This window comes from Klebsiella sp. HMSC09D12 (assembly GCF_001808475.1).
In the GTDB taxonomy this organism is placed as follows: Bacteria; Pseudomonadota; Gammaproteobacteria; order Enterobacterales; family Enterobacteriaceae; genus Klebsiella; species Klebsiella oxytoca.
Genome location: NZ_KV793429.1, coordinates 227,868 through 251,012, shown reverse-complemented (window position 1 = coordinate 251,012; position 23,145 = coordinate 227,868). Strand labels below are relative to the sequence as shown.

Annotated in this window: 18 protein-coding genes and 1 pseudogene; 8 read left to right on the top strand and 11 right to left on the bottom strand. The window is 56.3% G+C overall.

Going from position 1 to position 23,145, the window contains the following annotated elements; all coding sequences use genetic code 11:
• Positions 1 to 350 precede the first annotated feature (350 nt).
• The 3 genes from glyS to HMPREF3178_RS07330 all read right to left on the bottom strand — a co-directional run bounded on the left by glyS (position 351) and on the right by HMPREF3178_RS07330 (position 3,774).
• The gene (gene glyS, locus HMPREF3178_RS07340; protein ID WP_017145253.1) at positions 351 to 2,420 is read right to left on the bottom strand and encodes a glycine--tRNA ligase subunit beta; all 2,070 of its coding nucleotides are present in this window, start codon (positions 2,418 to 2,420) and stop codon (positions 351 to 353) included.
• A gap of 9 nt (positions 2,421 to 2,429) precedes the next feature.
• Entirely contained in the window at positions 2,430 to 3,341 is a 912-nt protein-coding gene (gene glyQ / locus HMPREF3178_RS07335; protein WP_004106786.1) for a glycine--tRNA ligase subunit alpha, read from the bottom strand.
• A 127-nt stretch (positions 3,342 to 3,468) separates the two neighbouring features.
• Positions 3,469 to 3,774 carry a YsaB family lipoprotein gene (locus HMPREF3178_RS07330; protein WP_004116342.1) on the bottom strand — a complete coding sequence of 102 codons (306 nt, stop codon included), beginning with the start codon at positions 3,772 to 3,774 and terminating at the stop codon, positions 3,469 to 3,471.
• Between the two features lie 180 nt (positions 3,775 to 3,954).
• On the opposite strand from HMPREF3178_RS07330, the gene HMPREF3178_RS07325 reads away from it, so the two are divergent.
• Positions 3,955 to 4,950 carry an acyltransferase gene (locus tag HMPREF3178_RS07325; RefSeq protein ID WP_017145252.1) on the top strand — a complete coding sequence of 332 codons (996 nt, stop codon included), beginning with the start codon at positions 3,955 to 3,957 and terminating at the stop codon, positions 4,948 to 4,950.
• Between the two features lie 2 nt (positions 4,951 to 4,952).
• On the opposite strand, the gene yiaB is transcribed toward HMPREF3178_RS07325, so the two are convergent.
• From yiaB to xylA, 3 genes are all read right to left on the bottom strand, one after another.
• Positions 4,953 to 5,333 (bottom strand): inner membrane protein YiaB, encoded by a 381-nt coding sequence (gene yiaB / locus HMPREF3178_RS07320; RefSeq protein ID WP_004106793.1) that lies wholly within the window; start codon positions 5,331 to 5,333, stop codon positions 4,953 to 4,955.
• Between the two features lie 167 nt (positions 5,334 to 5,500).
• The gene (gene xylB, locus HMPREF3178_RS07315; RefSeq protein ID WP_017145251.1) at positions 5,501 to 6,955 is read right to left on the bottom strand and encodes a xylulokinase; all 1,455 of its coding nucleotides are present in this window, start codon (positions 6,953 to 6,955) and stop codon (positions 5,501 to 5,503) included.
• 96 nt (positions 6,956 to 7,051) lie between these two features.
• Positions 7,052 to 8,374 (bottom strand): xylose isomerase, encoded by a 1,323-nt coding sequence (gene xylA / locus HMPREF3178_RS07310; protein WP_017145250.1) that lies wholly within the window; start codon positions 8,372 to 8,374, stop codon positions 7,052 to 7,054.
• Positions 8,375 to 8,748: 374 nt separating this feature from the next.
• Between xylA and xylF the strand changes: the two genes are divergently transcribed.
• The 4 genes from xylF to xylR all read left to right on the top strand — a co-directional run bounded on the left by xylF (position 8,749) and on the right by xylR (position 13,804).
• A complete protein-coding gene (gene xylF / locus HMPREF3178_RS07305; protein ID WP_004106799.1) occupies positions 8,749 to 9,741 on the top strand; it encodes a D-xylose ABC transporter substrate-binding protein in 993 nt (330 codons plus the stop codon).
• A 64-nt stretch (positions 9,742 to 9,805) separates the two neighbouring features.
• Positions 9,806 to 11,344 carry a xylose ABC transporter ATP-binding protein gene (locus HMPREF3178_RS07300; RefSeq protein ID WP_017145249.1) on the top strand — a complete coding sequence of 513 codons (1,539 nt, stop codon included), beginning with the start codon at positions 9,806 to 9,808 and terminating at the stop codon, positions 11,342 to 11,344.
• The gene (gene xylH / locus HMPREF3178_RS07295) at positions 11,325 to 12,503 is read left to right on the top strand and encodes a xylose ABC transporter permease XylH (RefSeq protein ID WP_004106802.1); all 1,179 of its coding nucleotides are present in this window, start codon (positions 11,325 to 11,327) and stop codon (positions 12,501 to 12,503) included. The genes HMPREF3178_RS07300 and xylH overlap by 20 nt, the downstream gene beginning before the upstream one ends.
• Before the next feature lie 122 nt (positions 12,504 to 12,625).
• Positions 12,626 to 13,804 carry a D-xylose utilization transcriptional activator XylR gene (gene xylR, locus HMPREF3178_RS07290; RefSeq protein ID WP_004106805.1) on the top strand — a complete coding sequence of 393 codons (1,179 nt, stop codon included), beginning with the start codon at positions 12,626 to 12,628 and terminating at the stop codon, positions 13,802 to 13,804.
• 60 nt (positions 13,805 to 13,864) lie between these two features.
• On the opposite strand, the gene HMPREF3178_RS07285 is transcribed toward xylR, so the two are convergent.
• Complete coding sequence (locus HMPREF3178_RS07285; protein WP_071530269.1) at positions 13,865 to 14,692, bottom strand: protein bax; 828 nt, start codon at positions 14,690 to 14,692, stop codon at positions 13,865 to 13,867.
• A gap of 315 nt (positions 14,693 to 15,007) precedes the next feature.
• Here HMPREF3178_RS07285 and HMPREF3178_RS07280 point away from each other — a divergent pair, with 315 nt between their 5' ends.
• Complete coding sequence (locus HMPREF3178_RS07280) at positions 15,008 to 17,038, top strand: alpha-amylase (RefSeq protein WP_017145248.1); 2,031 nt, start codon at positions 15,008 to 15,010, stop codon at positions 17,036 to 17,038.
• Between the two features lie 174 nt (positions 17,039 to 17,212).
• The gene (gene avtA / locus HMPREF3178_RS07275) at positions 17,213 to 18,472 is read left to right on the top strand and encodes a valine--pyruvate transaminase (RefSeq protein ID WP_004106812.1); all 1,260 of its coding nucleotides are present in this window, start codon (positions 17,213 to 17,215) and stop codon (positions 18,470 to 18,472) included.
• Between the two features lie 104 nt (positions 18,473 to 18,576).
• On the opposite strand, the gene HMPREF3178_RS07270 is transcribed toward avtA, so the two are convergent.
• Together HMPREF3178_RS07270 and HMPREF3178_RS30800 are read right to left on the bottom strand one after the other, a co-directional pair.
• Positions 18,577 to 19,065: a 4Fe-4S dicluster domain-containing protein gene (locus tag HMPREF3178_RS07270; RefSeq protein ID WP_004106813.1), complete on the bottom strand. Its 489-nt coding sequence runs from the start codon at positions 19,063 to 19,065 to the stop codon at positions 18,577 to 18,579.
• A 118-nt stretch (positions 19,066 to 19,183) separates the two neighbouring features.
• A pseudogene (locus HMPREF3178_RS30800) lies at positions 19,184 to 19,267 on the bottom strand (IclR family transcriptional regulator); the annotation flags it as partial.
• A gap of 197 nt (positions 19,268 to 19,464) precedes the next feature.
• On the opposite strand from HMPREF3178_RS30800, the gene HMPREF3178_RS07265 reads away from it, so the two are divergent.
• On the top strand, positions 19,465 to 19,788 hold the full coding sequence (locus HMPREF3178_RS07265) for a hypothetical protein (RefSeq protein WP_017145247.1): 324 nt from the start codon (positions 19,465 to 19,467) through the stop codon (positions 19,786 to 19,788).
• A gap of 68 nt (positions 19,789 to 19,856) precedes the next feature.
• Here HMPREF3178_RS07265 and selB read toward each other — a convergent pair whose 3' ends face one another.
• Together selB and selA are read right to left on the bottom strand one after the other, a co-directional pair.
• On the bottom strand, positions 19,857 to 21,704 hold the full coding sequence (gene selB / locus HMPREF3178_RS07260) for a selenocysteine-specific translation elongation factor (protein WP_017145246.1): 1,848 nt from the start codon (positions 21,702 to 21,704) through the stop codon (positions 19,857 to 19,859).
• Positions 21,701 to 23,089 (bottom strand): L-seryl-tRNA(Sec) selenium transferase, encoded by a 1,389-nt coding sequence (gene selA / locus HMPREF3178_RS07255; protein ID WP_017145245.1) that lies wholly within the window; start codon positions 23,087 to 23,089, stop codon positions 21,701 to 21,703. Before selA ends, selB begins: the two co-directional genes overlap by 4 nt.
• Between the last annotated feature and the right edge of the window lie 56 nt (positions 23,090 to 23,145).

Here is a 23,145-nt window from a genome sequence, read left to right as displayed (position 1 = left end):
AGTAAAAATTGCAATATGTGGTGGACCCATACACCGTGTTGATTTTCAACAGGTAAGAGGCTACTCTTATGGTGTTGATGCATAGGGGAGCCTCACTTTGATTTATCATCAGGTGGGGCTTTTCTCTGTCTGTCTCCCGCTGAACGCCTGAGACAAACAGTCTCAAGCACCCGTCAGCATTCTACCGTAAATATCTGACCAGATTACGTTGGCATATTCCTAAAATAATTCCTGGCAATCAATGCAAATTACATAAATATTATTCAGAGAATTATTAACGGTTCATTTATTTATATTCCATGCATAAAAAAACCTGCCCGCAGGCAGGTTTTTTATTATTACCCATTCACTTACTGCAGCAGGGAAATATCCGCTACCTGCAGGAACAGATCGCGCAGCTTGGACAGCAGCGTCAGTCGGTTTACGCGCACGTCCTGATCTTCTGCGTTCACCATCACGTTCTCAAAGAACTCATCCACCGGCTCGCGCAGGGACGCCAGCTCAATCAGCGCATCCTGGTAACGCCCTTCGGCGAAGTACGGCTGCAGCTTATCGCGCAGCACGACTAAATTGCCTGCCAGCTTGATCTCGGCCGCTTCTTTCAATACCGAAGCATGGACGATATCGTTCAGCGTAACGTCTGATTTCGCCAGAATGTTAGAAACACGCTTGTTGGCCGCCGCCAGCGCAGAGGACTCTTCGAGGGTACGGAAGTGGGAAACCGCCTTCATACGCGCATCGAAGTCTGCCGGACGGGTCGGACGACGCGCCAGCACCGCCTGAATCGTGTCGACGGTATAGCCTTCATCCTGATACCAGGCACGGAAGCGCCCCAGCATGAAGTCGATAACATCATCAACGACGTTGCCGTTGGTCAGCTTATCGCCGTACAGACGCACCGCTTCTTCGGTGAGGGTCTGCAGGTCCAGATTGAGGTTCTTCTCAACGATAATACGCAGCACGCCCAGCGCGGCGCGGCGCAGCGCAAACGGGTCCTTATCGCCTTTCGGATGCTGACCGATGCCAAAGATACCCGCGAGGGTGTCCATCTTATCGGCAATCGCAACCGCGCAGGCTACCGGGTTAGACGGCAGGTCATCGCCAGCAAAGCGCGGCTGATACTGCTCGTTCAGGGCAACCGCAACGTCTTCCGCTTCGCCATCATGGCGCGCGTAGTGCATGCCCATCACGCCCTGCGTATCGGTGAACTCGAAGACCATGTTGGTCATCAGGTCGCACTTGGAGAGCAGGCCCGCGCGGGTGGCATGATTCACGTCAGCGCCAATCTGCTCGGCGATCCAGCCGGCCAGCGCCTGAATACGATCGGTCTTATCGCGCAGCGTACCCAGTTGCTGCTGGAACAGGACGGTTTGCAGACGCGGAAGGTTATCTTCCAGGCGTTTTTTACGGTCAGTATTGAAGAAGAACTCAGCATCCGCCAGGCGCGGGCGAACCACTTTCTCGTTACCGGAGATAATCTGCTGCGGATCTTTCGACTCAATGTTGGCGACGAAGATGAAGTTCGGCAGCAGCTTGCCCGCATTGTCGTAAACCGGGAAGTACTTCTGGTCGCCCTTCATGGTGTAAACCAGCGCTTCGGCAGGCACCGCAAGGAATTTCTCTTCGAACTTCGCGGTGAGGACTACCGGCCATTCCACCAGTGAAGTCACCTCTTCCAGCAGACTTTCGCTCAGATCGGCGTTGCCGCCAATTTTACGCGCTGCTTCTTCTGCATCGGCTTTAATTTTGGCTTTACGCTGTTCGTAATCGGCGATGACTTTACCGCGCTCCAGCAGGATCTGCGGATACTGATCGGCATTGTCGATAGTGAACTCAGCCTCGCCCATAAAGCGGTGGCCGCGAATAACGCGATCGGACTGGACGCCCAGAATAGTTGCCGGGATGACTTTGTCGCCCAGCAGCAGGGTCACGGTATGAACCGGACGCACGAAGTGGACGTCGGACGCGCCCCAGCGCATCAGTTTCGGGATCGGCAGCTTCGCCAACGAGGTTGCGATCATGTTTGGCAGCAGCGCTTCGGTGCTCACGCCTTTCACGTGAGCACGATACAGCAGCCATTCGCCCTTATCGGTCGTCAGACGTTCCGCCTGATCGACGGTGATACCGCAGCCGCGCGCCCAGCCTTCGGCCGCTTTACTCGGGTGGCCGCTGGCGTCAAACGCCTGGGCAATCGCCGGACCGCGTTTTTCGACTTCGCGGTCTGCTTGCGCAGCCGCCAGATTCGCCACTTTCAGCGCCAGACGGCGCGGCGCGGCGAACCATTCAACTTTACCGTGCGCAAGGCCAGCGTTATCCAGCTCTGCGGTCACGTTCGCAGCAAAGGATTCAGCCAGGCTGCGCAGGGCTTTTGGTGGCAGTTCTTCAGTGCCGATTTCCACCAGGAAAGTTTTCTCAGACATGGCTGCCTCTTATTTATTCTTGTTGCACATCGGGAAGCCAAGGGCTTCACGGGAAGCATAGTAAGCTTCAGCCACTGCTTTGGTCAGGGTGCGAATGCGCAGGATATAGCGCTGACGCTCGGTGACGGAGATGGCTTTACGCGCGTCCAGCAGGTTAAAGCTATGGGCGGCTTTCAGAATGCGCTCGTAGGCAGGCAGCGGCAGCGGGTTTTCCAGCGCCAGCAGCTGCTGGGCTTCTTTCTCGTACTGCTCGAAGCAGGAGAACAGGAAGTCCACGTCAGCGTATTCGAAGTTATAGGTGGATTGCTCCACTTCGTTCTGATGGAACACGTCGCCGTAGGTCGTTTTCCCCAGCGGGCCATCGCTCCAGACCAGATCGTAAACGCTGTCGACACCCTGGATATACATCGCCAGACGTTCCAGACCGTAGGTGATCTCGCCGGTAACCGGCTTACACTCCAGACCGCCCACCTGCTGGAAGTAGGTGAACTGCGTGACTTCCATACCGTTCAGCCACACTTCCCAACCCAGACCCCAGGCGCCCAGCGTCGGGTTTTCCCAGTTGTCTTCGACGAAGCGAATGTCGTGGATGGTCGGGTCCATACCCAGCTCTTTCAGCGAGCCAAGGTAGAGCTCCTGGATGTTCTCCGGGGAGGGTTTTATCACTACCTGGAACTGATAGTAGTGCTGTAAGCGGTTCGGGTTTTCACCGTAACGGCCATCGGTCGGGCGACGAGACGGCTGCACGTAGGCGGTCGCCATCGGCTCTGGACCCAATGCGCGTAAGCAGGTCATCGGGTGAGAGGTGCCTGCGCCGACTTCCATGTCCAGTGGTTGAACAATGGTGCAGCCCTGGCGAGCCCAGTAATCCTGTAAGGTCAGGATCAGGCCCTGGAAGGTCCTGGTATCAAACTTTTGCATATGATTTCGTGCTGGATACGTGTGGATTTAAAGGAAGGAGCCAGTATACCCGCTGGCTGCGAGATATACAGTACGAAACGGGGTTGTTTAGGGAAAATTGCGGAAATTAGCGCCAGCGCGGCCGTCGTTAGCGCATCGAAAGATGTAAAAACTGCCCGTCCGGGTCAAAAGAACAGATAAAGCGTTCATTCCGCGCAGTCTTGCCCGAAAGCTCAAAGCTGCCCTGGAACTGTTCGAAATGGCTGACGTCCACCTGGCGCACGCCTGTATTATAACGGACGGCGGCATTATCCTTGCAAAGCTGCTCCATATTGAGGGTGGTCTGCGGCGTTATCCGCGCTTTCTGCGCCTTCTGCGTAGGCTGAGGCGGCGTTGCGCTACAGCCCGCCAGCAGGCACAGCAGTAGTCCAGAAAACGCATATTTCATCACCATTTGTTCTCGACCGCCTTGTTAGTAAATTGTTATCGTGCAGCTTACGTAAAATAACCGGCTCATTGTGCGAATTGGGCCACACCTCGACAAGTCTATGGCGAAAAACTCAGATTATTCCACTGCGACAGGGTCGAATATGGATAGTCAGAGCCAGATGGAGAAGGTGAAACTGAGGTTCTGATGCAGGAAAAAATACACTGGATTACTAATTTGCGCGGCATTGCCTGTCTGATGGTCGTCATGATTCATAGCACTACCTGGTATATTACGCACCCGCACGCGATTAGCCTGCTGGAGTGGGATTTGGCCAATATCCTCAACTCTGCGTCCCGCGTCAGCGTACCGCTATTTTTCATGATTTCAGGCTATCTGTTTTTCGGTGAGCGCAGCGCCCAGCCCCGCCATTTTCTGCGTATCGCGCTGTGCATTCTCTTCTACAGCACGCTATCGCTGCTCTATATCACCCTGTTCACCCATATCAACGTTGAGCTGTCGCTGAAGAATTTGCTGCAAAAACCGGTGTTCTACCATCTGTGGTTTTTCTTCGCCATCGTCGTGATATATCTGCTTTCGCCGCTGGTGCAGGTTAAACAGGTAAGCGGCAGGATGCTGCTGGCGCTGATGCTGGTACTGGGCATTCTGGCGAACCCCAATATGGTCCCGGTAAAAGCCGGAGGCGTTGAATGGTTGCCGTTCAATCTTTATATCAATGGCGACACGTTTTACTACGTGATGTATGGCGTGCTGGGACGGGCTATCGGCATGCTGGATACCGAGAAAAAATGGCTGACCGCCCTCTGCGCCGCGCTGTTCATCGCCGGCGTGTGGGTAATCTCACGCGGCACGCTGCACGAGCTGCGCTGGCGCGGCGATTTCGGCGATACCTGGTATTTATACTGCGGTCCTGCGGTTTTTGTCTGCGCCATCGCTCTGCTGACGCTGGTAAAAAACACGCTCAATCGGCGTCAGCTGCCGCTTATTGCGCCGATTGCGCGCCATTCTTTAGGGATTTACGGTTTTCATGCGCTGATCATTCACGCGCTGCGCGCCAGCGGGCTTGAACTAAGCCGCTGGCCGTTACTGGATATTATCTGGATATTCAGCGCCGCGCTGCTGGGCAGCTTACTGCTCTCGGCTCTGGTTCAGCGGTTTGATAGCCGCCGTTTCGTCAGCTAAGGCTATTCCGTAGGGTCTTGCGGCGCCACGCCCGCCGCCAGTGCTTTATGCGGCAAGGCTGACGCGCCGTACATGCACACAAACCAGGCCGCCACGTAGATGCTTTTCTCATCCCAACCGGCAGGTACAAACCTCGCGCCGACCATTAACAGGCCAAGCGAAAGCAGGAGCACCAGTCGGCATAGCGATACAAACCCGTCGTCATTTCTGCGCTCCTCCTGCATCGTGCGCTGATGGGCCAGCATGGCGAACATCCCCATCACCAGTACGCCGAGGAAATAGCCTTTACCGCTAAATAACGGACAGGTGTGCCAGATCCCCATCAGATACACCAGCGCCCCGATGACCATCAACAGTTTCGGCGCAATATTCTTATTTTTCATGGAGCCTCCCTGCGAAAGATGGCGTCCATTATGTACCGGTAAAGCTTTACTGCTGATGCTTCAGGAAGCAGAAACGACAAATTCGGAATATATAAATACGCAGGACAGATAAATGCGAACGATGCATTCATGGATGTAATTTGCCCTCGTTAACCGAGGGCAAAATATTACGACATCAGCGGTAAAAGCTGCTGATAAATCTGTCGGAATGTCTCCCGACGGGGGGCGTAGCGGGCAAAACGTTCGTCATCAGGGCAGTGGGCCTGCTCCAGCGGGAGCTGCGGCAGCAGATCGGAGAATGCGACGTTTTTATGCAGCGCCAGCTGCGCCAGTCGCGCCGCGCCAAGCGCTGGTCCCACGTCGCCGCCGGTGCGGAAATCAAGCTGCTGACCGCTGATATCCGCCAGCATTTGCCGCCAGTACGCGCTGCGCGCGCCGCCGCCAATCAGCGTCACGCTTTCCGGCTTCACGCCGCAGGAGTGCACCACATCCATGCCATCCGCCAGCGCATAACCGACGCCCTCCAGCACCGCCCGCGCCAGCTCCGCCGGACCATGTTGATGAGTCAGGCCGAAAAAGACGCCTTTCGCCTGCGGATTGTTGTGCGGCGTACGTTCACCGGAGAGGTAAGGCAGAAACCAGATAGGATCGGCACTCTCGTTCGCCGACTCCGCCGCCGCAATCAACGCCGGAACCGTGCCAAGGCCGGTTAATGTCGCCGCCCAATCCAGACAGGAAGCCGCGCTCAGCATCACCGACATCAGGTGCCAGCGCCCGGGCAGCGCGTGGCAGAAACTGTGTACGGCGCTTTCCGGCTTACTAAGAAAGCCGTCGCTGACCGCAAAGTAGACGCCCGAGGTCCCCAGCGACAGCATCGCCTGCCCCGCATCCGCCATACCCACGCCAACCGCACCGGCTGCGTTATCGCCGCCGCCGGCTACCACCAGCGCTTCCGGCATATTCCACGACTGCGCAACCGTCGGGCGCAGCGCCCCCGTCACTTCACATCCTTCGAACAGCGTCGGCATGTTGTCGCGGTTCAGACCGCAGGCGGCGAGCATCTCATCGCTCCAGTCCCTTCGCGCTACGTCCATCCACATCGTTCCAGCGGCATCGGACATATCGCTGGCAAACTCGCCGGTCATGCGTAAACGTAGATAATCTTTAGGCAGCAGGACTTTATCAACCCGCTCGAAGATCTCAGGCTCGTGGCGTTGTACCCACAGCAGCTTCGGCGCGGTGAATCCCGGCATCATCAGGTTGCCGGTTATCTGCCGCGAGCGGCTGACTTTCTCTTCCAGCAGCGCGCACTCTTCACCGCAGCGGCCATCATTCCATAAAATCGCCGGGCGCAGGACACGCTGTTGCTTATCCAGCAGCGTCGCGCCGTGCATCTGGCCCGCAATACCTAACGCTTTGACTTCGCGCAGCGAGTGCTGCGCGCCCAGCGCCTTCATCGCGCGGTCCATCGCCTGCCACCAGTGCTCGGGGTCCTGTTCAGACCATAGAGGGTGCGGACGCGACACGTTGAGCTTTTCAGTATGCGAAGCCACGACCTCGCCCTGCTCATTGAGCAGAATAGCTTTGACGCCCGAGGTGCCCAGATCAATCCCGATATACATACAGCCTCTCCTTACTGACGCGCCACGGCTAAGCGTGGCGCGAATAAAGCATCGGTTATAGCCAATGCCCGGTCCCGCCGGGCATCATCGCCTTCATTAGCGATCAAAAAGGTAGCGGTTTACCACATTTTCCAGCAGTTCCTGATGGCCGCTCTGGTGCTGCGGCGCCAGGTCATGCTGAGTGGCATAGCGAGCAATATCCGCCAGGTTCATCTGGCCTTTCAGGATCTGCTGACCCAGCTCGCCGTTCCAGCCGGCATAACGTTTGGCAACGCGTTTATCCAGCTCGCCGTCTTCAATCATGCGCGCGGCAACTTTCAGCGCCAGCGCCATGGTGTCCATTGCGCCGATATGGCCGTAGAACAGGTCGTATTTATCGGTGCTCTGACGACGCACTTTAGCATCAAAGTTCAGGCCGCCGGTGGTGAAACCACCCGCTTTCAGGATTTCGTACATCACCAGCGCGTTTTCTTCAACGCTGTTCGGGAACTGGTCGGTATCCCAGCCCAGCTGCGGGTCGCCGCGGTTAGCGTCAACGGAACCAAACAGTCCCAGAGCAATGGCAGTCGCAATTTCGTGATGGAACGTATGACCGGCCAGCGTCGCGTGGTTCGCTTCGATGTTCAGTTTGATCTCTTTTTCCAGGCCGAACTGTTTCAGGAAACCATAGACGGTAGAAGCGTCGTAATCATACTGATGTTTGGTTGGCTCCTGCGGTTTGGGTTCAATCAGCAGCGTACCCTGGAAGCCAATCTTGTGCTTGTGCTCAACGACCAGCTGCATAAAGCGGCCAATCTGCTCGCGCTCCTGACGCAGATCGGTATTCAGCAGGGTTTCATAACCTTCACGGCCGCCCCACAGGACATAGTTTTCGCCGCCCAGCTTGTGGGTCGCATCCATTGCGGTGACCACCTGAGTCGCCGCCCAGCTGAACACTTCCGGATCCGGATTGGTTGCCGCCCCGGCGCCATAGCGCGGGTTCGTAAAGCAGTTTGCCGTTCCCCACAGCAGCTTGACGCCGCTCTGCTGCTGTTTTTCCGCCAGCACTTCAACCATTTGCGCAAAGTTGTTGGCATACTCTTTCAGCGATGCCCCTTCAGGGGAAACGTCAACGTCGTGGAAACAGTAGTACGGTACGTTCAGTTTGTGGAAAAACTCAAACGCGACATCCGCTTTGCGTTTCGCCATTTCCAGCGCTTCGCCCGGCTGCTGCCACGGGCGGTTAAAGGAGCCCACGCCAAACATGTCAGCACCATTCCAGCAGAAGGTGTGCCAGTAGCAGGCCGCAAAGCGCAGGTGGTCCTCCATCCGTTTGCCCAGCACCAGTTCATCCGGGTTGTAATGACGGAAAGCCAGTGGGTTAGCGGATGTCGGGCCTTCATAACGAACGCGATCGAGTTGATCAAAATAGGTCTGCATAATGAACTCCATATTCAGGGATGCGGCGAGTAATAAGTCATAAGCCAATATAGAATTCTCTTTTTACTTTCCTCAATTACGTTATTTCACACCGTGATTGAGAGAATCCACAAACGTGCGCCAGGTCGCAAAAACAATAGAACAACGCCCTCACTTCGCTGCTTACGCCACGAGAGATCAATGAAATACGATGAGAACTAATTATTAAAGTACGATCCCGGTCATAAATTAACAAATAAACAAAATTTCATAACGGCAAAATAAGCATAGATAATTGCCAGCGCCCCTTTCCGCGTTAAAAATCTGCTACGTATCAGGCCGTTTATTTTTATCGTTCGTCTTATCCTGCACTTTACAAAAAAGGTGTTATTATTATGAAGATAAAGAACCTTTGCCTAACGCTCTGTGCTTCACTCCTCCTCACCAGCCTGTCGGGCATTGCGAAAGAAGTTAAAATTGGCATGGCGATTGACGACCTGCGTCTTGAGCGCTGGCAAAAAGATCGCGATATTTTTGTCAATAAAGCTGAATCATTAGGTGCAAAAGTATTCGTCCAGTCAGCCAATGGCAACGAAGAAACGCAAATGTCGCAAATCGAAAACATGATTAATCGCGGCGTCGACGTTCTGGTTATTATTCCCTATAACGGTCAAGTGCTGAGTAATGTGATAAAAGAGGCTAAACAGGAGGGAATTAAAGTTCTCGCCTACGATCGTCTCATCAATAATGCCGACATTGATTTTTATATTTCTTTTAATAATGAGAAAGTGGGCGAAATGCAGGCGCAAAGCCTGGTCGATAAAGTGCCTCAGGGTAACTATTTCTTAATGGGCGGCTCGCCCGTTGATAATAACGCCAAGCTTTTCCGCGCTGGCCAAATGAAAGTCCTTAAGCCCTATATTGATGAAGGCAAAATTAAAGTCGTCGGCGATCAGTGGGTTGACGGATGGCTACCTGAAAACGCATTGAAAATTATGGAAAACGCCCTGACCGCCAACAATAACAAAATTGATGCGGTTGTCGCCTCTAACGATGCCACCGCCGGCGGCGCCATTCAGGCCCTGAGCGCCCAGGGGCTCGCAGGCAAAGTGGCGATCTCCGGTCAGGATGCCGACCTCGCCGGCGTGAAGCGCATTATCGCTGGCACCCAAACGATGACCGTCTACAAACCGATCGCCACCCTTGCCACCACCGCGGCGGAGATTGCCGTCGAACTGGGCAACGACAAACAGCCGAAGGCTGACGCCACGCTCAACAACGGCCTGAAAGATGTCCCTTCTCGTCTGCTGACGCCCATTGAAGTCAATAAAGACAACATTGACCAGACGGTGATCAAAGACGGTTTCCATAAAAAAAGCGAGCTGTAATCTCTGACGCCCTCTGCCGGGGGCGTTACTCCATCCAGCCGGATATCGCTTATGCGGAGCCTCTATGTCCTGGTTACTCGAAATGAAAAACATGACTAAAACCTTCGGCGCGGTGAAGGCGATTGATAATGTCAGCCTGCGGCTGAACGCCGGGGAAGTGGTCTCATTATGCGGAGAAAACGGCTCCGGGAAATCTACGCTCATGAAGGTGCTTTGCGGAATATACCCGCACGGTAGCTATGAGGGAGAGATTATTTTTTCCGGAGAAACTTTGCAGCCGGGCCATATTCGCGATACCGAACGCAAAGGAATTGCCATCATTCATCAGGAGCTGGCGCTGGTAAAACACCTGACCGTTCTGGAGAATATTTTTCTCGGCGCGGAGATCTCCCGCCACGGTCTGCTGGATTACGAAACCATGACCTTACGCTGCGAGAAGCTGCTGGCCCAGGTCAATTTAGCCATATCACCCGACACCCGCGTCGGCGATTTAGGCCTTGGCCAGCAGCAGCTGGTCGAAATAGCGAAAGCGCTAAATAAACAGGTACGGTTGTTAATTCTCGACGAACCCACCGCCTCATTAACGGAACAAGAAACGGCCATTCTGCTGAATATTATTCGCGATCTGCAAAATCACGGTATTGCCTGTATTTACATTTCCCACAAACTCAATGAAGTCAAAGCGATATCCAATACTATCTGCGTGATCCGCGATGGGCAGCATATCGGTACCCGTAACGCTGACGGCATGAACGAAGATGACATCATCACCATGATGGTCGGCCGCGAGCTTACCGCCCTCTATCCGAACGAAGCCCATAGCTGCGGCGATGAAATCCTGCGCGTAGAAAATTTAACCGCCTGGCATCCGGTCAATCGCCACATCAAGCGGGTCAATGACGTCTCTTTTTCACTGCGGCGCGGCGAAATTCTGGGGATAGCCGGACTGGTCGGCGCGGGCCGTACCGAAGCGGTACAGTGCCTGTTTGGCGTCTGGCCGGGCCGCTGGCAGGGGAAAATTTTCATCGATGGCCAGCAGGTGACGATTCACAACTGCCAGCAGGCCATCGCGCAGGGCATCGCCATGGTGCCGGAAGACAGAAAGAAAGACGGCATCGTGCCGGTGATGGCGGTGGGTAAAAATATCACCCTCGCCGCGTTAAACCAGTTTACCGGCCCGCTGAGCAGCCTTGACGATGCCGGAGAGCAGCACTGCATTCAGCAATCCATCCAGCGTTTGAAAATCAAAACCTCATCGCCAGAGCTGGCGATCGGTCGCCTGAGCGGCGGCAATCAGCAAAAGGCGATCCTCGCCCGCTGCCTGCTGCTGAACCCGCGCATTCTGATACTCGATGAGCCTACCCGCGGCATTGATATCGGCGCCAAGTACGAAATCTACAAGTTGATTAATCAGCTGGTGCAGCAGGGGATCGCCGTCATTGTCATTTCATCCGAACTGTCCGAAGTACTGGGGCTAAGCGATCGGGTGCTGGTGATGCATGAGGGCAAACTGAAGGCCGATTTGATTAATCAGGGCCTGACACAAGAACAGGTGATGGAAGCCGCACTGAGGAGCGAACGCCATGTCGAAGAACACGTCTGAAATGAAACTCACCCCGCCCGTCTCCGGGGCTTTTTCCGGGCTAAAAGGGATGAATCTCCAGGTATTCGTGATGATCGCCGCTATCGTGGCCATTATGCTGTTTTTCACCTGGACTACCGAAGGCGCTTATTTGAGCGCGCGTAATATCTCTAACCTGCTGCGCCAGACCGCCATCACCGGCATTCTCGCGGTCGGCATGGTGTTTGTGATTATTTCCGCCGAGATCGATCTTTCCGTCGGCTCGATGATGGGCCTGCTCGGTGGCACAGCGGCAATATTTGACGTCTGGCTCGGCTGGCCGCTGCCGCTGACGATTGTGATCACGCTGGCGCTTGGCCTGCTGCTGGGCGCATGGAACGGTTGGTGGGTCGCCTACCGTAAAGTCCCGTCGTTTATCGTGACGCTCGCCGGTATGCTGGCATTCCGCGGTATTCTGATAGGTATCACCAACGGGACCACCGTCTCTCCCACCAGCCCGGCGATGTCGCAAATCGGCCAGAGCTATCTGCCTGATGGTATTGGCTTTGGTATCGGCGTGGCGGGAATGGCGGCCTTTATTATCTGGCAATGGCGCGGCCGTATGCGACGTCAGGCCCTGGGACTTGCCACGCCCGCTTCCGCTTCGACCGTAGGTCGCCAGACGATTACCGCCGTTATTGTGCTGGGCGCTATCTGGCTATTAAACGACTATCGCGGCGTCCCGACGCCGGTACTGATCCTCGCCGCGTTGCTGCTGGCGGGTATGTTTATGGCCACCCGCACCGCGTTTGGCCGCCGCATCTACGCCATCGGCGGCAACCTGGAAGCCGCGCGTCTATCCGGTATTAGCGTGGAACGCACCAAGCTGGCGGTGTTCGCCATTAATGGCCTGATGGTGGCGATTGCCGGGTTGATTCTCAGTTCACGTCTGGGCGCCGGTTCTCCTTCTGCCGGCAACATCGCCGAACTGGACGCCATCGCCGCCTGCGTGATCGGCGGAACCAGCCTCGCCGGCGGCGTCGGCAGCGTTGCCGGCGCGGTCATGGGCGCGTTTATCATGTCCGCGCTGGACAACGGCATGAGCATGATGGATGTCGCCACCTTCTGGCAGTACATCGTTAAAGGGGTCATTTTATTACTCGCGGTGTGGATGGATTCAGCCACCAAACGCCGGAGCTGAGAGCTTTGAAAAAAAATGCCCGAATTCTTTGCGCTACAGCCAAACTTAGGCACAAGTAGCTTGAAATAATCCGGGCATTGGCCGGTATTGTATGGCCTGCAAGAGAGACCAGGAACAACACTATGTTTGAAAAGCGTCACCGTATTACGTTGTTATTCAACGCCAACAAGGCCTATGACCGCCAGGTCGTTGAGGGCGTCGGCGAATATTTACAAGCATCGCAATTGGAATGGGATATCTTCATTGAGGAAGATTTTCGGGCGCGAATTGAAAACATCAAGGAGTGGTTAGGCGACGGCGTTATTGCCGATTACGACGACCCGGAGATTGAAAACCTGCTGCTCGACGTTAATGTTCCAATTGTCGGCGTCGGCGGCTCCTTCCACCGCCCGGAGTGCTATCCGCCGGTTCACTACATCGCTACCGACAACGCCGCGCTGGTCGAGAGCGCCTTCCTCCATCTGAAGGAAAAGGGCATTAACCGCTTTGCCTTTTACGGCCTGCCCACATCCAGCTGTAAAGGCTGGGCCGCAGAGCGCGAGCATGCTTTTTGTCAACTGGTCGCCAGAGAGAAATATCGCGGCGTGGTCTATCAGGGGCTCGAGACAGCGCCGGAAAACTGGCAGCATGCGCAAAATCGCCTCGCCGACTGGCTACAAACCCTGCCGCCGCAAACCGGCATTATCGCCGTCACCGACGCCCGCGCCCGTCATGTGTTACAGGCCTGCGAGCTGTTGCATATCCCCGTTCCGGAAAAGCTGTGCGTTATTGGCATTGATAACGAAGAGCTTACCCGCTATTTGTCGCGCGTGGCGCTGTCTTCCGTTGCTCAGGGCACCCGCCAGATGGGCTATCAGGCGGCAAAGCTGCTGCATCGTCTGCTGGAGAATGAAGAGCTGCCGCTTCAACGACAGCTTATCCCGCCGATGCGCGTAGTAGAACGCCGCTCCACCGACTACCGTTCGCTAACCGACCCTTCGGTTATCCAGGCGATGCACTATATTCGTAACCACGCCTGTAAAGGGATTAAGGTAGAGCAGGTACTGGACGCCGTAGGCATTTCCCGCTCGAATCTGGAAAAACGCTTCAAAGAGGAAGTGGGCGAGACCATTCATACGGTGATCCACAGCGAGAAGCTGGAAAAAGCGCGCAGCCTGCTGGTTTCAACCACCCTGTCGATTAATGAAATCTCGCAGATGTGCGGCTATCCGTCGTTGCAGTACTTCTATTCGGTGTTTAAGAAAGAGTACGACGTGACGCCGAAGGAGTATCGCGATCGGCACAGTGAAGTCATGATGTAGAGAGCAAAGAAAAATGCCCGGGCTTGCGCGCCGGGCATTAATAATGTCATGGATAAGCCATTACATATGCGCGGCAATCAACCGCTGGTTATCCTGATACATGGCGAAGAGATAGTTGTTATAGCTCGACCCTTTAGTCGAATAGCCCTTCAGCTTATGAATCATGGTGCTGGCGGTCACTTCCTGATCGGCCTTGCGCAGCTGCGCACGCGATTTACGGAACGATGAATAAGCCGGATGCGTATTCAGGTTTCTCACGTAGGCCTGAACGGACTCTTCCACCGAATCAAACTGCGAGTAGCCCTTCACCGCGCCGCGGCAGTTTCCACCGCCACACTTCATACCAAACAGATTGTTGTTAACGCGCGCCAGTTTTGACGTTCCCCAGCCGCTTTCCGCCGCCGCCATGGTTGCAACCATACTGTTCGGGATAATATCGACGCGTTCAAGCAACGAGTTCCATGGAATATGGCGAGTATTGCCGGACCACTTCACTTTATAGCGCGAGGCGATCTCTTTCAGGCGCGTACGCTCGCTCGGCGACCAGCGCGCATCGTACTGCTTGGAAACCAGCCAGTTACGATCGGCAGTAATCACCTGATTCTGTTTCGTAATATAAGGCATTACCGTCCGGAGAAACGCTTTTTTCCTTGGTGTCCCGGAAGGGTATTTTCGCAAATCAGGAAGTGAACTGCTCTTTACACTATTGCGAGAATACTCTTGTTTACTGCTTACCTTGCTTACTTTAACGGTACTTTTCTTTTTAACTATTGGGGCTTTATGACTCGTTGTTGCTGTGTGTGTTGTTGCCAGCACACTACCTGAAAATATGCAGGTAAGTAACATGAGTATCGCGGCCCCATATCGTCGAATGGGAGTCGATATCATTAGGTCTCCTGGTCGGATGCAATCATTCCAACGCCTTGTTTTTCACAAAAAATCGATAGTTGAATCGCGAATAGTATCAAAAATACCCAGATGACGCACCCACAGAAATAGTCCAATTCCGAAATGGTGTCACCTGAAATCGGTTTCTGCCAGCCTGCGAAGGCGCAAAAATGCTAGCGCCGTCTCATTTTCTGAGCATTTTTTGAGCGCGATCACTCACCCCTTTTCATCCTCCCTGGAAAAGCGCGGCCGGGATGAGTTCATCAGGCGGGTAGACGCGCAAACTGAACAAAACACCGCCTACAGGACTCCGCAATGAAACTCGCTGCGCTTGCGTCGCTGCTGTTGCCTGGGATGGCCTTCGCCGCCTGGACTACCGCAGACTTCCCCGCCTTCACCGAAGAGGGCACCGGCAGATTTATCAGTCAAAACGAGGTAGCAAAGGGTACGCGCCCGCTGCGAATTAATTTTGACCAACAGTGCTGGCAGCCCGCTGGCATGATCAAGCTCAACCAGATGCTGTCGATGGAACCCTGTCGCGACCCGGTGCCGCAGTGGCGCATCTTTCGCGACGGGCGCTATACCCTGGAAGTGGACACCCGTTCGGGTACGCCAACCCTGATGGTCTCCCTTGAGGAGAAACAGTCCGCTGCCGCCGCGCCGCAGATCAAGCAGTGTCCGAAATGGGATGGCAAGCCGCTGACCATTGACGTCAGTAAATCCTTTGCCGAAGGCAGTAAAGTTCGCGACTTTTACAGCGGCAATATCGCGACCGTCAGCGGCGGTAAAATTACCCTCCAGCCGGCGTTTAACAGCAATGGTCTTCTGCTGCTTGAGCGCGCGGAAACCGAATCCGCCGCGCCGTTCAACTGGCACAACGCCACCGTCTATTTCGTTCTGACCGATCGCTTTGTTAACGGCAACCCGGCCAACGACAATAGCTATGGCCGCCACAAAGACGGCATGCAGGAAATCGGCACCTTCCACGGCGGCGATCTGCAGGGCCTGACCAGCAAACTTGATTACATCCAGCAGCTCGGCGTTAACGCGCTCTGGATCAGTTCGCCGCTGGAGCAAATCCACGGCTGGGTCGGCGGCGGTACGAAAGGTGATTTCCCGCATTATGCCTATCACGGCTACTACACCCAGGACTGGACTAAGCTGGATGCCAATATGGGGACGGAAGACGATTTGCGCCGTCTCGTAGACGAGGCCCACAAGCGCGGGATTCGCATTCTGTTCGACGTGGTGATGAACCATACCGGCTACGCGACCCTGGCCGATATGCAGGAGTTTCAGTTTGGCTCGCTGTACATCCAGGGTGACGAACTGAAAAAGACGCTCGGAGAGCGCTGGACCGACTGGAAGCCTCGCGCGGGACAGAGCTGGCACAGTTTTAACGACTACATTAACTTCAGCGACAAAGCCGGATGGGAGAAATGGTGGGGTAAAAAATGGATCCGCACCGATATCGGCGATTACGACAACCCCGGCTTTGACGATCTGACCATGTCGCTGGCCTTCCTGCCGGATCTGAAAACCGAATCCACGGAGCCCTCCGGCTTGCCGAACTTCTATCGTCATAAGCCGGATACTGCCGCTAAAGCGATCCCCGGCTACACGCCGCGCGATTATTTGACCCACTGGCTGAGCCAATGGGTACGCGATTATGGCATCGACGGTTTCCGGGTTGATACCGCCAAACACGTCGAGCAGGCGGCCTGGCTGCAGCTAAAAACCCAGGCCAGTGAAGCGCTGGCGGAATGGAAAAAAGCCAATCCGGATAAAGCGCTGGATAACGCGCCGTTCTGGATGACCGGCGAAGCCTGGGGCCACGGCGTGATGCAGAGCGACTACTATCGTCACGGCTTTGATGCCATGCTGAACTTTGATTATCAGGATCAGGCAGCAAAAGCGACAAGCTGCCTGGCCAATATGGATCTGACCTGGCAACAAATGGCGGACAAGCTCCAGGATTTCAACGTCTTAAGCTACCTCTCTTCGCACGATACCAGCCTGTTCCGTGAAGGCGGTAGCACGGCGGCGGAACTGCTGCTGCTTGCGCCTGGCGCAGTGCAGATCTACTACGGCGATGAATCCTCACGGCCATTCGGTCCGACCGGCTCCGACCCACTTCAGGGAACGCGTTCAGATATGAACTGGCAGGACATCAACGGCAAAGCCGCGCGTAGCGTGACCCACTGGGAGAAACTGGGCCAGTTCCGCGCCCGTCATCCGGCCATTGGCATGGGTAAACAAACCACGCTATCGATGGCGACAGGCTACGGCTTTATCCGCGAGAGCGGTGATGACAAAGTCATGGTGGTGTGGGCAGGACAGCAGTAGCTTTTTGATGAGCGGCTCCCCCGGCGATCGCGGGAGCCTTTTCAGGATAAACGACCAAAAATCATCTACCTCAAAGCATAAAAACGAATTATCTTCCTGATACCTCGATTTGCACCCTGTCTGCGCTGGCGTTATGGTTACCCACTTTCCTGGGATACCGACAGACTAATCGCGATGACATTTTCACTTTTTGGCGACAAATTTACCCGTCATTCGGGCATCACCCGCTTGATGGAAGACCTCAATGACGGCCTGCGTACGCCAGGCGCCATCATGCTGGGCGGCGGCAATCCCGCACAGATTCCGGAAATGAATGATTACTTCCACAGCCTGCTGAGCGACATGCTGAATAACGGCAAAGCCCTTGATGCGCTTTGCAATTATGACGGCCCGCAGGGTAAAAGCGAGCTGCTGACCCTGCTGGCGCAAATGCTGCGTGATGAACTGGGTTGGGAGATCGAGCCGCAGAATATTGCACTGACAAACGGCAGTCAGAGCGCGTTTTTCTACTTGTTTAACCTCTTCGCAGGACGTCGCGCGGATGGAACCACGCGTAAAGTGCTGTTTCCATTGACGCCTGAGTATATCGGCTACGCCGACTCCGGCCTCGAAGAAGAGCTGTTTGTCGCCACTCGCCCGAACATTGAACTGCTGCCGGAAGGCCAGTTTAAATACCATGTGGATTTCGAACATTTGCAGGTCACGGACGAAACGGGAATGATCTGCGTTTCCCGTCCCACCAACCCAACCGGTAACGTGATCACCGATGATGAGCTGATCAAGCTCGATGCGCTGGCCAATCAGCACGGCATCCCGTTGGTTATCGATAATGCCTACGGCGTTCCGTTCCCGGGCATTATTTTCAGCGACGCCCGACCGCTGTGGAATCCGAATATCGTCCTGTGCATGAGCCTCTCCAAGCTTGGCCTGCCGGGCAGCCGCTGCGGGATTATCATCGCTAACGAAAAAATCATCACCGCCATCAGCAATATGAACGGCATTATCAGCCTCGCCCCCGGTGGAATGGGGCCGGCCATGATGTGCGAGATGATTAAACGCAACGACCTGCTGCGCCTGTCGGAAACGGTGATTAAGCCGTTCTACTACCAGCGCGTTCAGGAGACTATCGCTATTATTCGCCGCTATCTGCCGGAAGATCGCTGCTTGATTCATAAGCCGGAAGGGGCCATTTTCCTCTGGCTGTGGTTTAAAGATTTGCCGATATCTACCGAGCTGCTGTACCAGCGCCTGAAAAAGCGCGGCGTCCTGATGGTGCCAGGCGACTATTTCTTCCCGGGGCTGGATAAGCCGTGGCCGCACACGCATCAGTGCATGCGCATGAACTACGTGCCGGATCCGGAGAAGATTGAAGCGGGCGTGAAGATTCTCGCCGAAGAAGTTGAACGCGCATGGAGCGAACAGGGCGCGTCATAGGCCCGAATAAGCCAGATCTATCCCGGCTCGCACTGCGTTTAGCCGGGCTACAAGTCCCGTAGCCCGGACAAGGCGCGCCAGCGCCGCCTCCGGGTAACACGTCGCTACATCGCCAGCGCCATCCGCTGGCGACGTTCAGCGGCTATTCTTTCCAGCTCCATGGGCTCTATGCAGCGTAGCGCCTGCGTCGGGCATGCCGCCACGCAGGCCGGGCCCTCTTCACGATGGCTGCACAAATCGCACTTCAGCGCCTGTACGCCCTCCTCCACCCGCATCACCGTTATCGCGCCATAGGGGCACGCCACCATGCAGCTTTTGCACCCAATACAGCGGCGCTGATCTACGCGCCAGACCGAATTTTCTCGGCGGATAGCGCCCTCGGGGCAGACGTTGGCGCAGGGCGCATCTTCACACTGACGGCACAACGTCGCCGTCGAAAGTTCATCATTCTTTACCACGCGGATCCGCGGTGCAAAGCGCGTAGCGGATACGCCAGAACAATCCTGATTCTGCTGATGGGACACCACGCAGGCGACTTCACAGGTACGGCAGCCGATGCACTTTTGCGCATCCGCGATAATAAACCGGTTCATCCTTGCTCCATTAGGGATAAAAATGCAGAGTGCCAGAAAAAGCCGCTTCCGCGCCTTGATCCTGAATGGAGTCAGCGGCGTTTTCTCTCAGATGCCCGGGACAATTAGGTCATCTGCCTTAGCCTTCCCGCACGGAGAAGCCCAGTTCGCGAGAAATCGCCTCTGCCGTCTCGCGCAGCGGCTTGAGTAAACGCTTCGCTCCCGCCATTTCAGGGCGCAGTGCGAATCAGGGTAACAACAGAGAAACGAACTCAGAAGCAGCAATAAGCGGGCTATTTTCAGATTGACCCCCCTCGCTCCCAGGCCACATACTTTCTCCCGCCCCCCGCTGCTAGCGGGGGTCTGATGGCGCAAGCGACGTCATGTCTCCCGGTGTTTTAGAACAGGATCTTTTGATTTATGGATGAATTCATTACCGTTTCTTTAAAAAAAATGAGCGCGGGCAGTATTTATAATATCCTGCTTATCGGCCTGACCTGCTCATTAGTGCCGCTCGGCCTTTTAAACGGCATTCTCGCGGCGGTTGGCGTCAATTTACTGACGCTGCGCTGGAACGGAGAAGCTGTCCATGGCTTCAGCGCGATTATTATCAGCCCGATCTTGTGCTTCATCCTGGCGCTGGTGTTGACCGGCATCGTCGGCAGCCTGGCCTGGCTCGGATTATGGATTTACGGCCAGTTTCGCCCGCTGACTCTGCGCATCTCTTCCACCGATCGGGGTTAATGCAACCCGCTGCCCGGGCCATCAGACCAGACCTGATAGCCCGGCCAGGCGCCTCCGGCAACTTCTGTTTATTCTTTTATGAACAATGCCTTATCCCGAAGAATATGGTCGTTACCGCGACGGCGAGTAAAACCGATGCGGTCAAAATACTCGAGGATCTGAATCGCCAGCTTGCGCCCGACGTTCAGCGTATCGCGGAAATCCGCCGCGCAGGTTGAACCCCTTTCCAGATCCAGTTCACGGATCATTTTGGCAAACTCCACGATCCGATCGTTGCGATAGTAGCGATCTTTGACGATCGCGGTAATCATCCCCTGCTGCGCCGCCTGGCGAAGCACCGCACGCATTAACGACTCTTCCACGCAGGCTTCCCGCGCCAGATCGCGAACCCACCAGGGCTCATCGGCAAACAGCCCGGCGACCCGCTGCCAGATGGCCTGCTGCTCGTCGGTAAAGCCCGCTTTATGTTCCGGCAGATGCAGCCAGCCGTGGTGGCTATGAACAATACCGCTTTCTCGCATTTGCTCAATCAGCAGCAGCACCAGCGCTTCATCTTCCATCGGCAGCGCAATACGCCGCAGCCGTTCGCGGCCCGGTCCCGGCTCATCGCGATGCTGATCGTGATAGCGCGCGAGGGCTTCAAGCAGCTTGCGCTGCCAGCGCGCGGCGAGCGGGGCGCTCAACAGGCTCTTTCCCGCCTGTAGATAGTCAGGGCGGTTAATCAGGGCGTTGAGGCCATCGCTACTGAGCTGACGCGCCCAGGCGAAATCATCGAGACGCACCGCATCGCGCTGAAGGTGAATATCCAGCGCCTGGACGTCATCGCTTTGCGCAGCAGCCAGCGCGTGCAGCCACTGTAAATACTCCGGCTTACGCTTGCCCCGGCGCGGCGGATTGAGCGCCACCACTCGCGCACCGGCGAGCGTCAGGCGCGCGGAAATATCGCGCAGCACCAGACGGTCATTATCCGCCAGCCGCAGCGGCGTATCGAGGACCAGCTCCGCCAGCGCGCCTTCAAGCAGCGACACCCGGCCGGTAATATGGCTGGCGGCGTGGTGGATATGCAGCGGCTGCCACTGGCTAAGCGGCGTGTGGCACTGGAGCTCGACAATGACCCGGTCAGAGGCTTCCGGGGGCTGTACCGAGAGCAGCCAGTCGCCGCGATTGAGGTCCTCTTTTTGCGCATCGCCGACAATATTCAGGGCAATACGCTGGCCGGCCCGGGCCTGCTCAACCGGCTGATTTTGCGCGTGCAGACCGCGCACGCGCATCGGTTTATCCACGCCGGTCAGCCACAGCGTCTCGCCAACGTTGACCTCGCCGGATAGCGCCGTCCCGGTAACCACCAGCCCCGCGCCTTTGACGGTAAATGCCCGGTCGATCGCCAGGCGAAAACGCTGATGCTGCGGATGCGCGCGCGCGGCAAGGCGCAGGAGATGCTCGCGCAGCTCGTCAATGCCCCGCCCTTCCGTCGCCGCGACGGTAAACAGGGTCGCGCCGGTAAAGCCGAACTCCGCCAGCGCCGCATCGATTTCCGCCTTTACCTCTTCGATCCGAGTTGCTTCTACGCGGTCAGCTTTGGTCAGCGCGACGGTTAACGTCGGCTGCCCGGTAAGCTGGAGGATCGCCAGATGTTCGCGCGTCTGCGCCATCACCCCATCATCGCAGGCCACCACCAGCAGCGCGTGATCGATACCGCCGACACCGGCCAGCATGTTGGACAAAAACTTTTCGTGACCGGGTACGTCGATAAACCCCAGTACCCGCCCGTCGGGCTGCGGCCAGTAGGCGTAGCCCAGATCGATTGTCATCCCGCGCGCTTTCTCTTCCGGCAGGCGATCGGCGTTGATGCCGGTTATCGCCTGCAGCAACGTGGTTTTGCCGTGATCAACGTGTCCGGCGGTGGCAATAATCATCTCAGTAACATCTCCATAAACCGGGTTTCATCCTCAAGACAGCGCAGGTCCAGCCACAGGCGGCCATCATAGATCCTGCCAATAACCGGCACGGACAGCAGACGCCAGCGTGCCGCCAGGGCCACCAGCTGGCTGCCGCGACCATCGCGCGGAGTCAACGTCAACGCCGCGCTGGGCAAGCGGTCCACCGGCAGCGAGCCGCTGCCGATCTGCGACAGGCATGGCTCAACCCGCAGGTCAAAATCAGCATAATGCGCGACCAGAGCCGTTCGTATACGTTCGGCCTGCTGACGAATATCATCCGCCTGACGAGTCAGCAGGCGTAGAGTCGGCAGCTCTGCGGCCAACTTTTCCGGGTGCAGATAGAGGCGCAGCGTGGCTTCCAGGGCCGCGAGGGTCATTTTATCCGCCCGCAGGGCGCGCTTGAGCGGATGGCTCTGCAAACGGGCGATTAGCGATTTTTTGCCGACGATGATTCCCGCCTGCGGGCCCCCCAGCAGTTTATCGCCTGAGAAGCTCACCAGGCTGACGCCTGCGGCAATCATCTCCTGCGGCATCGGCTCTTTCGGCAGGCCGTACTGGCTTAAATCTACCAGCGAACCGCTACCGAGATCGGCCACCACCGGGATATTCAACTCGCGCCCCAGCTCGGCCAGCTCCGCTTCATCGACCGCTTTCGTGAAGCCCTCAATGCTGTAGTTGCTGGTATGCACCTTCATCAGCAGGCCGGTATTGTCGTTCACCGCCTGACGATAATCTTTCGCGTGGGTGCGGTTAGTGGTACCGACTTCATGCAGAACGCAGCCCGCCTGGCGCATCACGTCAGGAATACGGAACGCGCCGCCGATCTCCACCAGCTCACCGCGCGATACCACCACCTCGCTGCCGCCGGCGATCGCCGCCAGCATCAGCAGTACCGCCGCCGCGTTGTTATTGACGATACAGGCGTCTTCCGCACCGGTGATACGGCACAGGAGGTCGGCGAGCGCTCGGTCGCGGTGGCCGCGTCCGGCATCATCAAGATCGTATTCCAGCGTCACCGGCGCGCGCATCGCCCGGGCAACCGCCTCAACCGCCGCTTCCGCCTGAATCGCCCGGCCAAGATTGGTGTGCAACACGGTACCGGTCAGGTTAAAAACCGGACGCAGCGCGCTCTGCTGCGTCAGCGCCAGCCGCCTCGTCGTTTCCTGCAGCCAGTCATCGCACCAGCCCGGCAGCGCCTGGTTCTGACGGATATTTTCCCGCGCCTCGTCCAGCATCTGGCGCAGCAGCGCCACCGTCTGGGAGTGACCATATTGCATCAGCAGCGGCGAGAATGCGGGATCGCGGAGTAAACGGTCGATGGCCGGAAGCCGGGTATAAAGCGCACGAATCTCGGTAGTCATGAATGAGCCTATTTTCCCCCCTCCCGACGGGAGAGGGAGTCAACAAATGAGCAGCA

Bases quoted from the DNA above. Each gene is read 5' to 3' on its own strand.
- xylB (WP_017145251.1), bottom strand. From the start codon at position 6,955: ATGTATATCGGGATTGATCTGGGCACCTCGGGCGTCAAAGCTATTCTG.
- selB (WP_017145246.1), bottom strand. From the start codon at position 21,704: ATGATTATTGCCACCGCCGGACACGTTGATCACGGCAAAACCACGTTG.
- yiaB (WP_004106793.1), bottom strand. From the start codon at position 5,333: ATGAAAAATAAGAATATTGCGCCGAAACTGTTGATGGTCATCGGGGCG.
- glyS (WP_017145253.1), bottom strand. From the start codon at position 2,420: ATGTCTGAGAAAACTTTCCTGGTGGAAATCGGCACTGAAGAACTGCCA.
- avtA (WP_004106812.1), top strand. From the start codon at position 17,213: ATGACATTTTCACTTTTTGGCGACAAATTTACCCGTCATTCGGGCATC.
- HMPREF3178_RS07300 (WP_017145249.1), top strand. From the start codon at position 9,806: ATGTCCTGGTTACTCGAAATGAAAAACATGACTAAAACCTTCGGCGCG.
- HMPREF3178_RS07270 (WP_004106813.1), bottom strand. From the start codon at position 19,065: ATGAACCGGTTTATTATCGCGGATGCGCAAAAGTGCATCGGCTGCCGT.
- HMPREF3178_RS07330 (WP_004116342.1), bottom strand. From the start codon at position 3,774: ATGGTGATGAAATATGCGTTTTCTGGACTACTGCTGTGCCTGCTGGCG.
- HMPREF3178_RS07285 (WP_071530269.1), bottom strand. From the start codon at position 14,692: ATGATATCGACTCCCATTCGACGATATGGGGCCGCGATACTCATGTTA.
- HMPREF3178_RS07265 (WP_017145247.1), top strand. From the start codon at position 19,465: ATGGATGAATTCATTACCGTTTCTTTAAAAAAAATGAGCGCGGGCAGT.
- xylH (WP_004106802.1), top strand. From the start codon at position 11,325: ATGTCGAAGAACACGTCTGAAATGAAACTCACCCCGCCCGTCTCCGGG.
- glyQ (WP_004106786.1), bottom strand. From the start codon at position 3,341: ATGCAAAAGTTTGATACCAGGACCTTCCAGGGCCTGATCCTGACCTTA.
- HMPREF3178_RS07325 (WP_017145252.1), top strand. From the start codon at position 3,955: ATGCAGGAAAAAATACACTGGATTACTAATTTGCGCGGCATTGCCTGT.
- xylR (WP_004106805.1), top strand. From the start codon at position 12,626: ATGTTTGAAAAGCGTCACCGTATTACGTTGTTATTCAACGCCAACAAG.
- selA (WP_017145245.1), bottom strand. From the start codon at position 23,089: ATGACTACCGAGATTCGTGCGCTTTATACCCGGCTTCCGGCCATCGAC.
- xylA (WP_017145250.1), bottom strand. From the start codon at position 8,374: ATGCAGACCTATTTTGATCAACTCGATCGCGTTCGTTATGAAGGCCCG.
- HMPREF3178_RS07280 (WP_017145248.1), top strand. From the start codon at position 15,008: ATGAAACTCGCTGCGCTTGCGTCGCTGCTGTTGCCTGGGATGGCCTTC.
- xylF (WP_004106799.1), top strand. From the start codon at position 8,749: ATGAAGATAAAGAACCTTTGCCTAACGCTCTGTGCTTCACTCCTCCTC.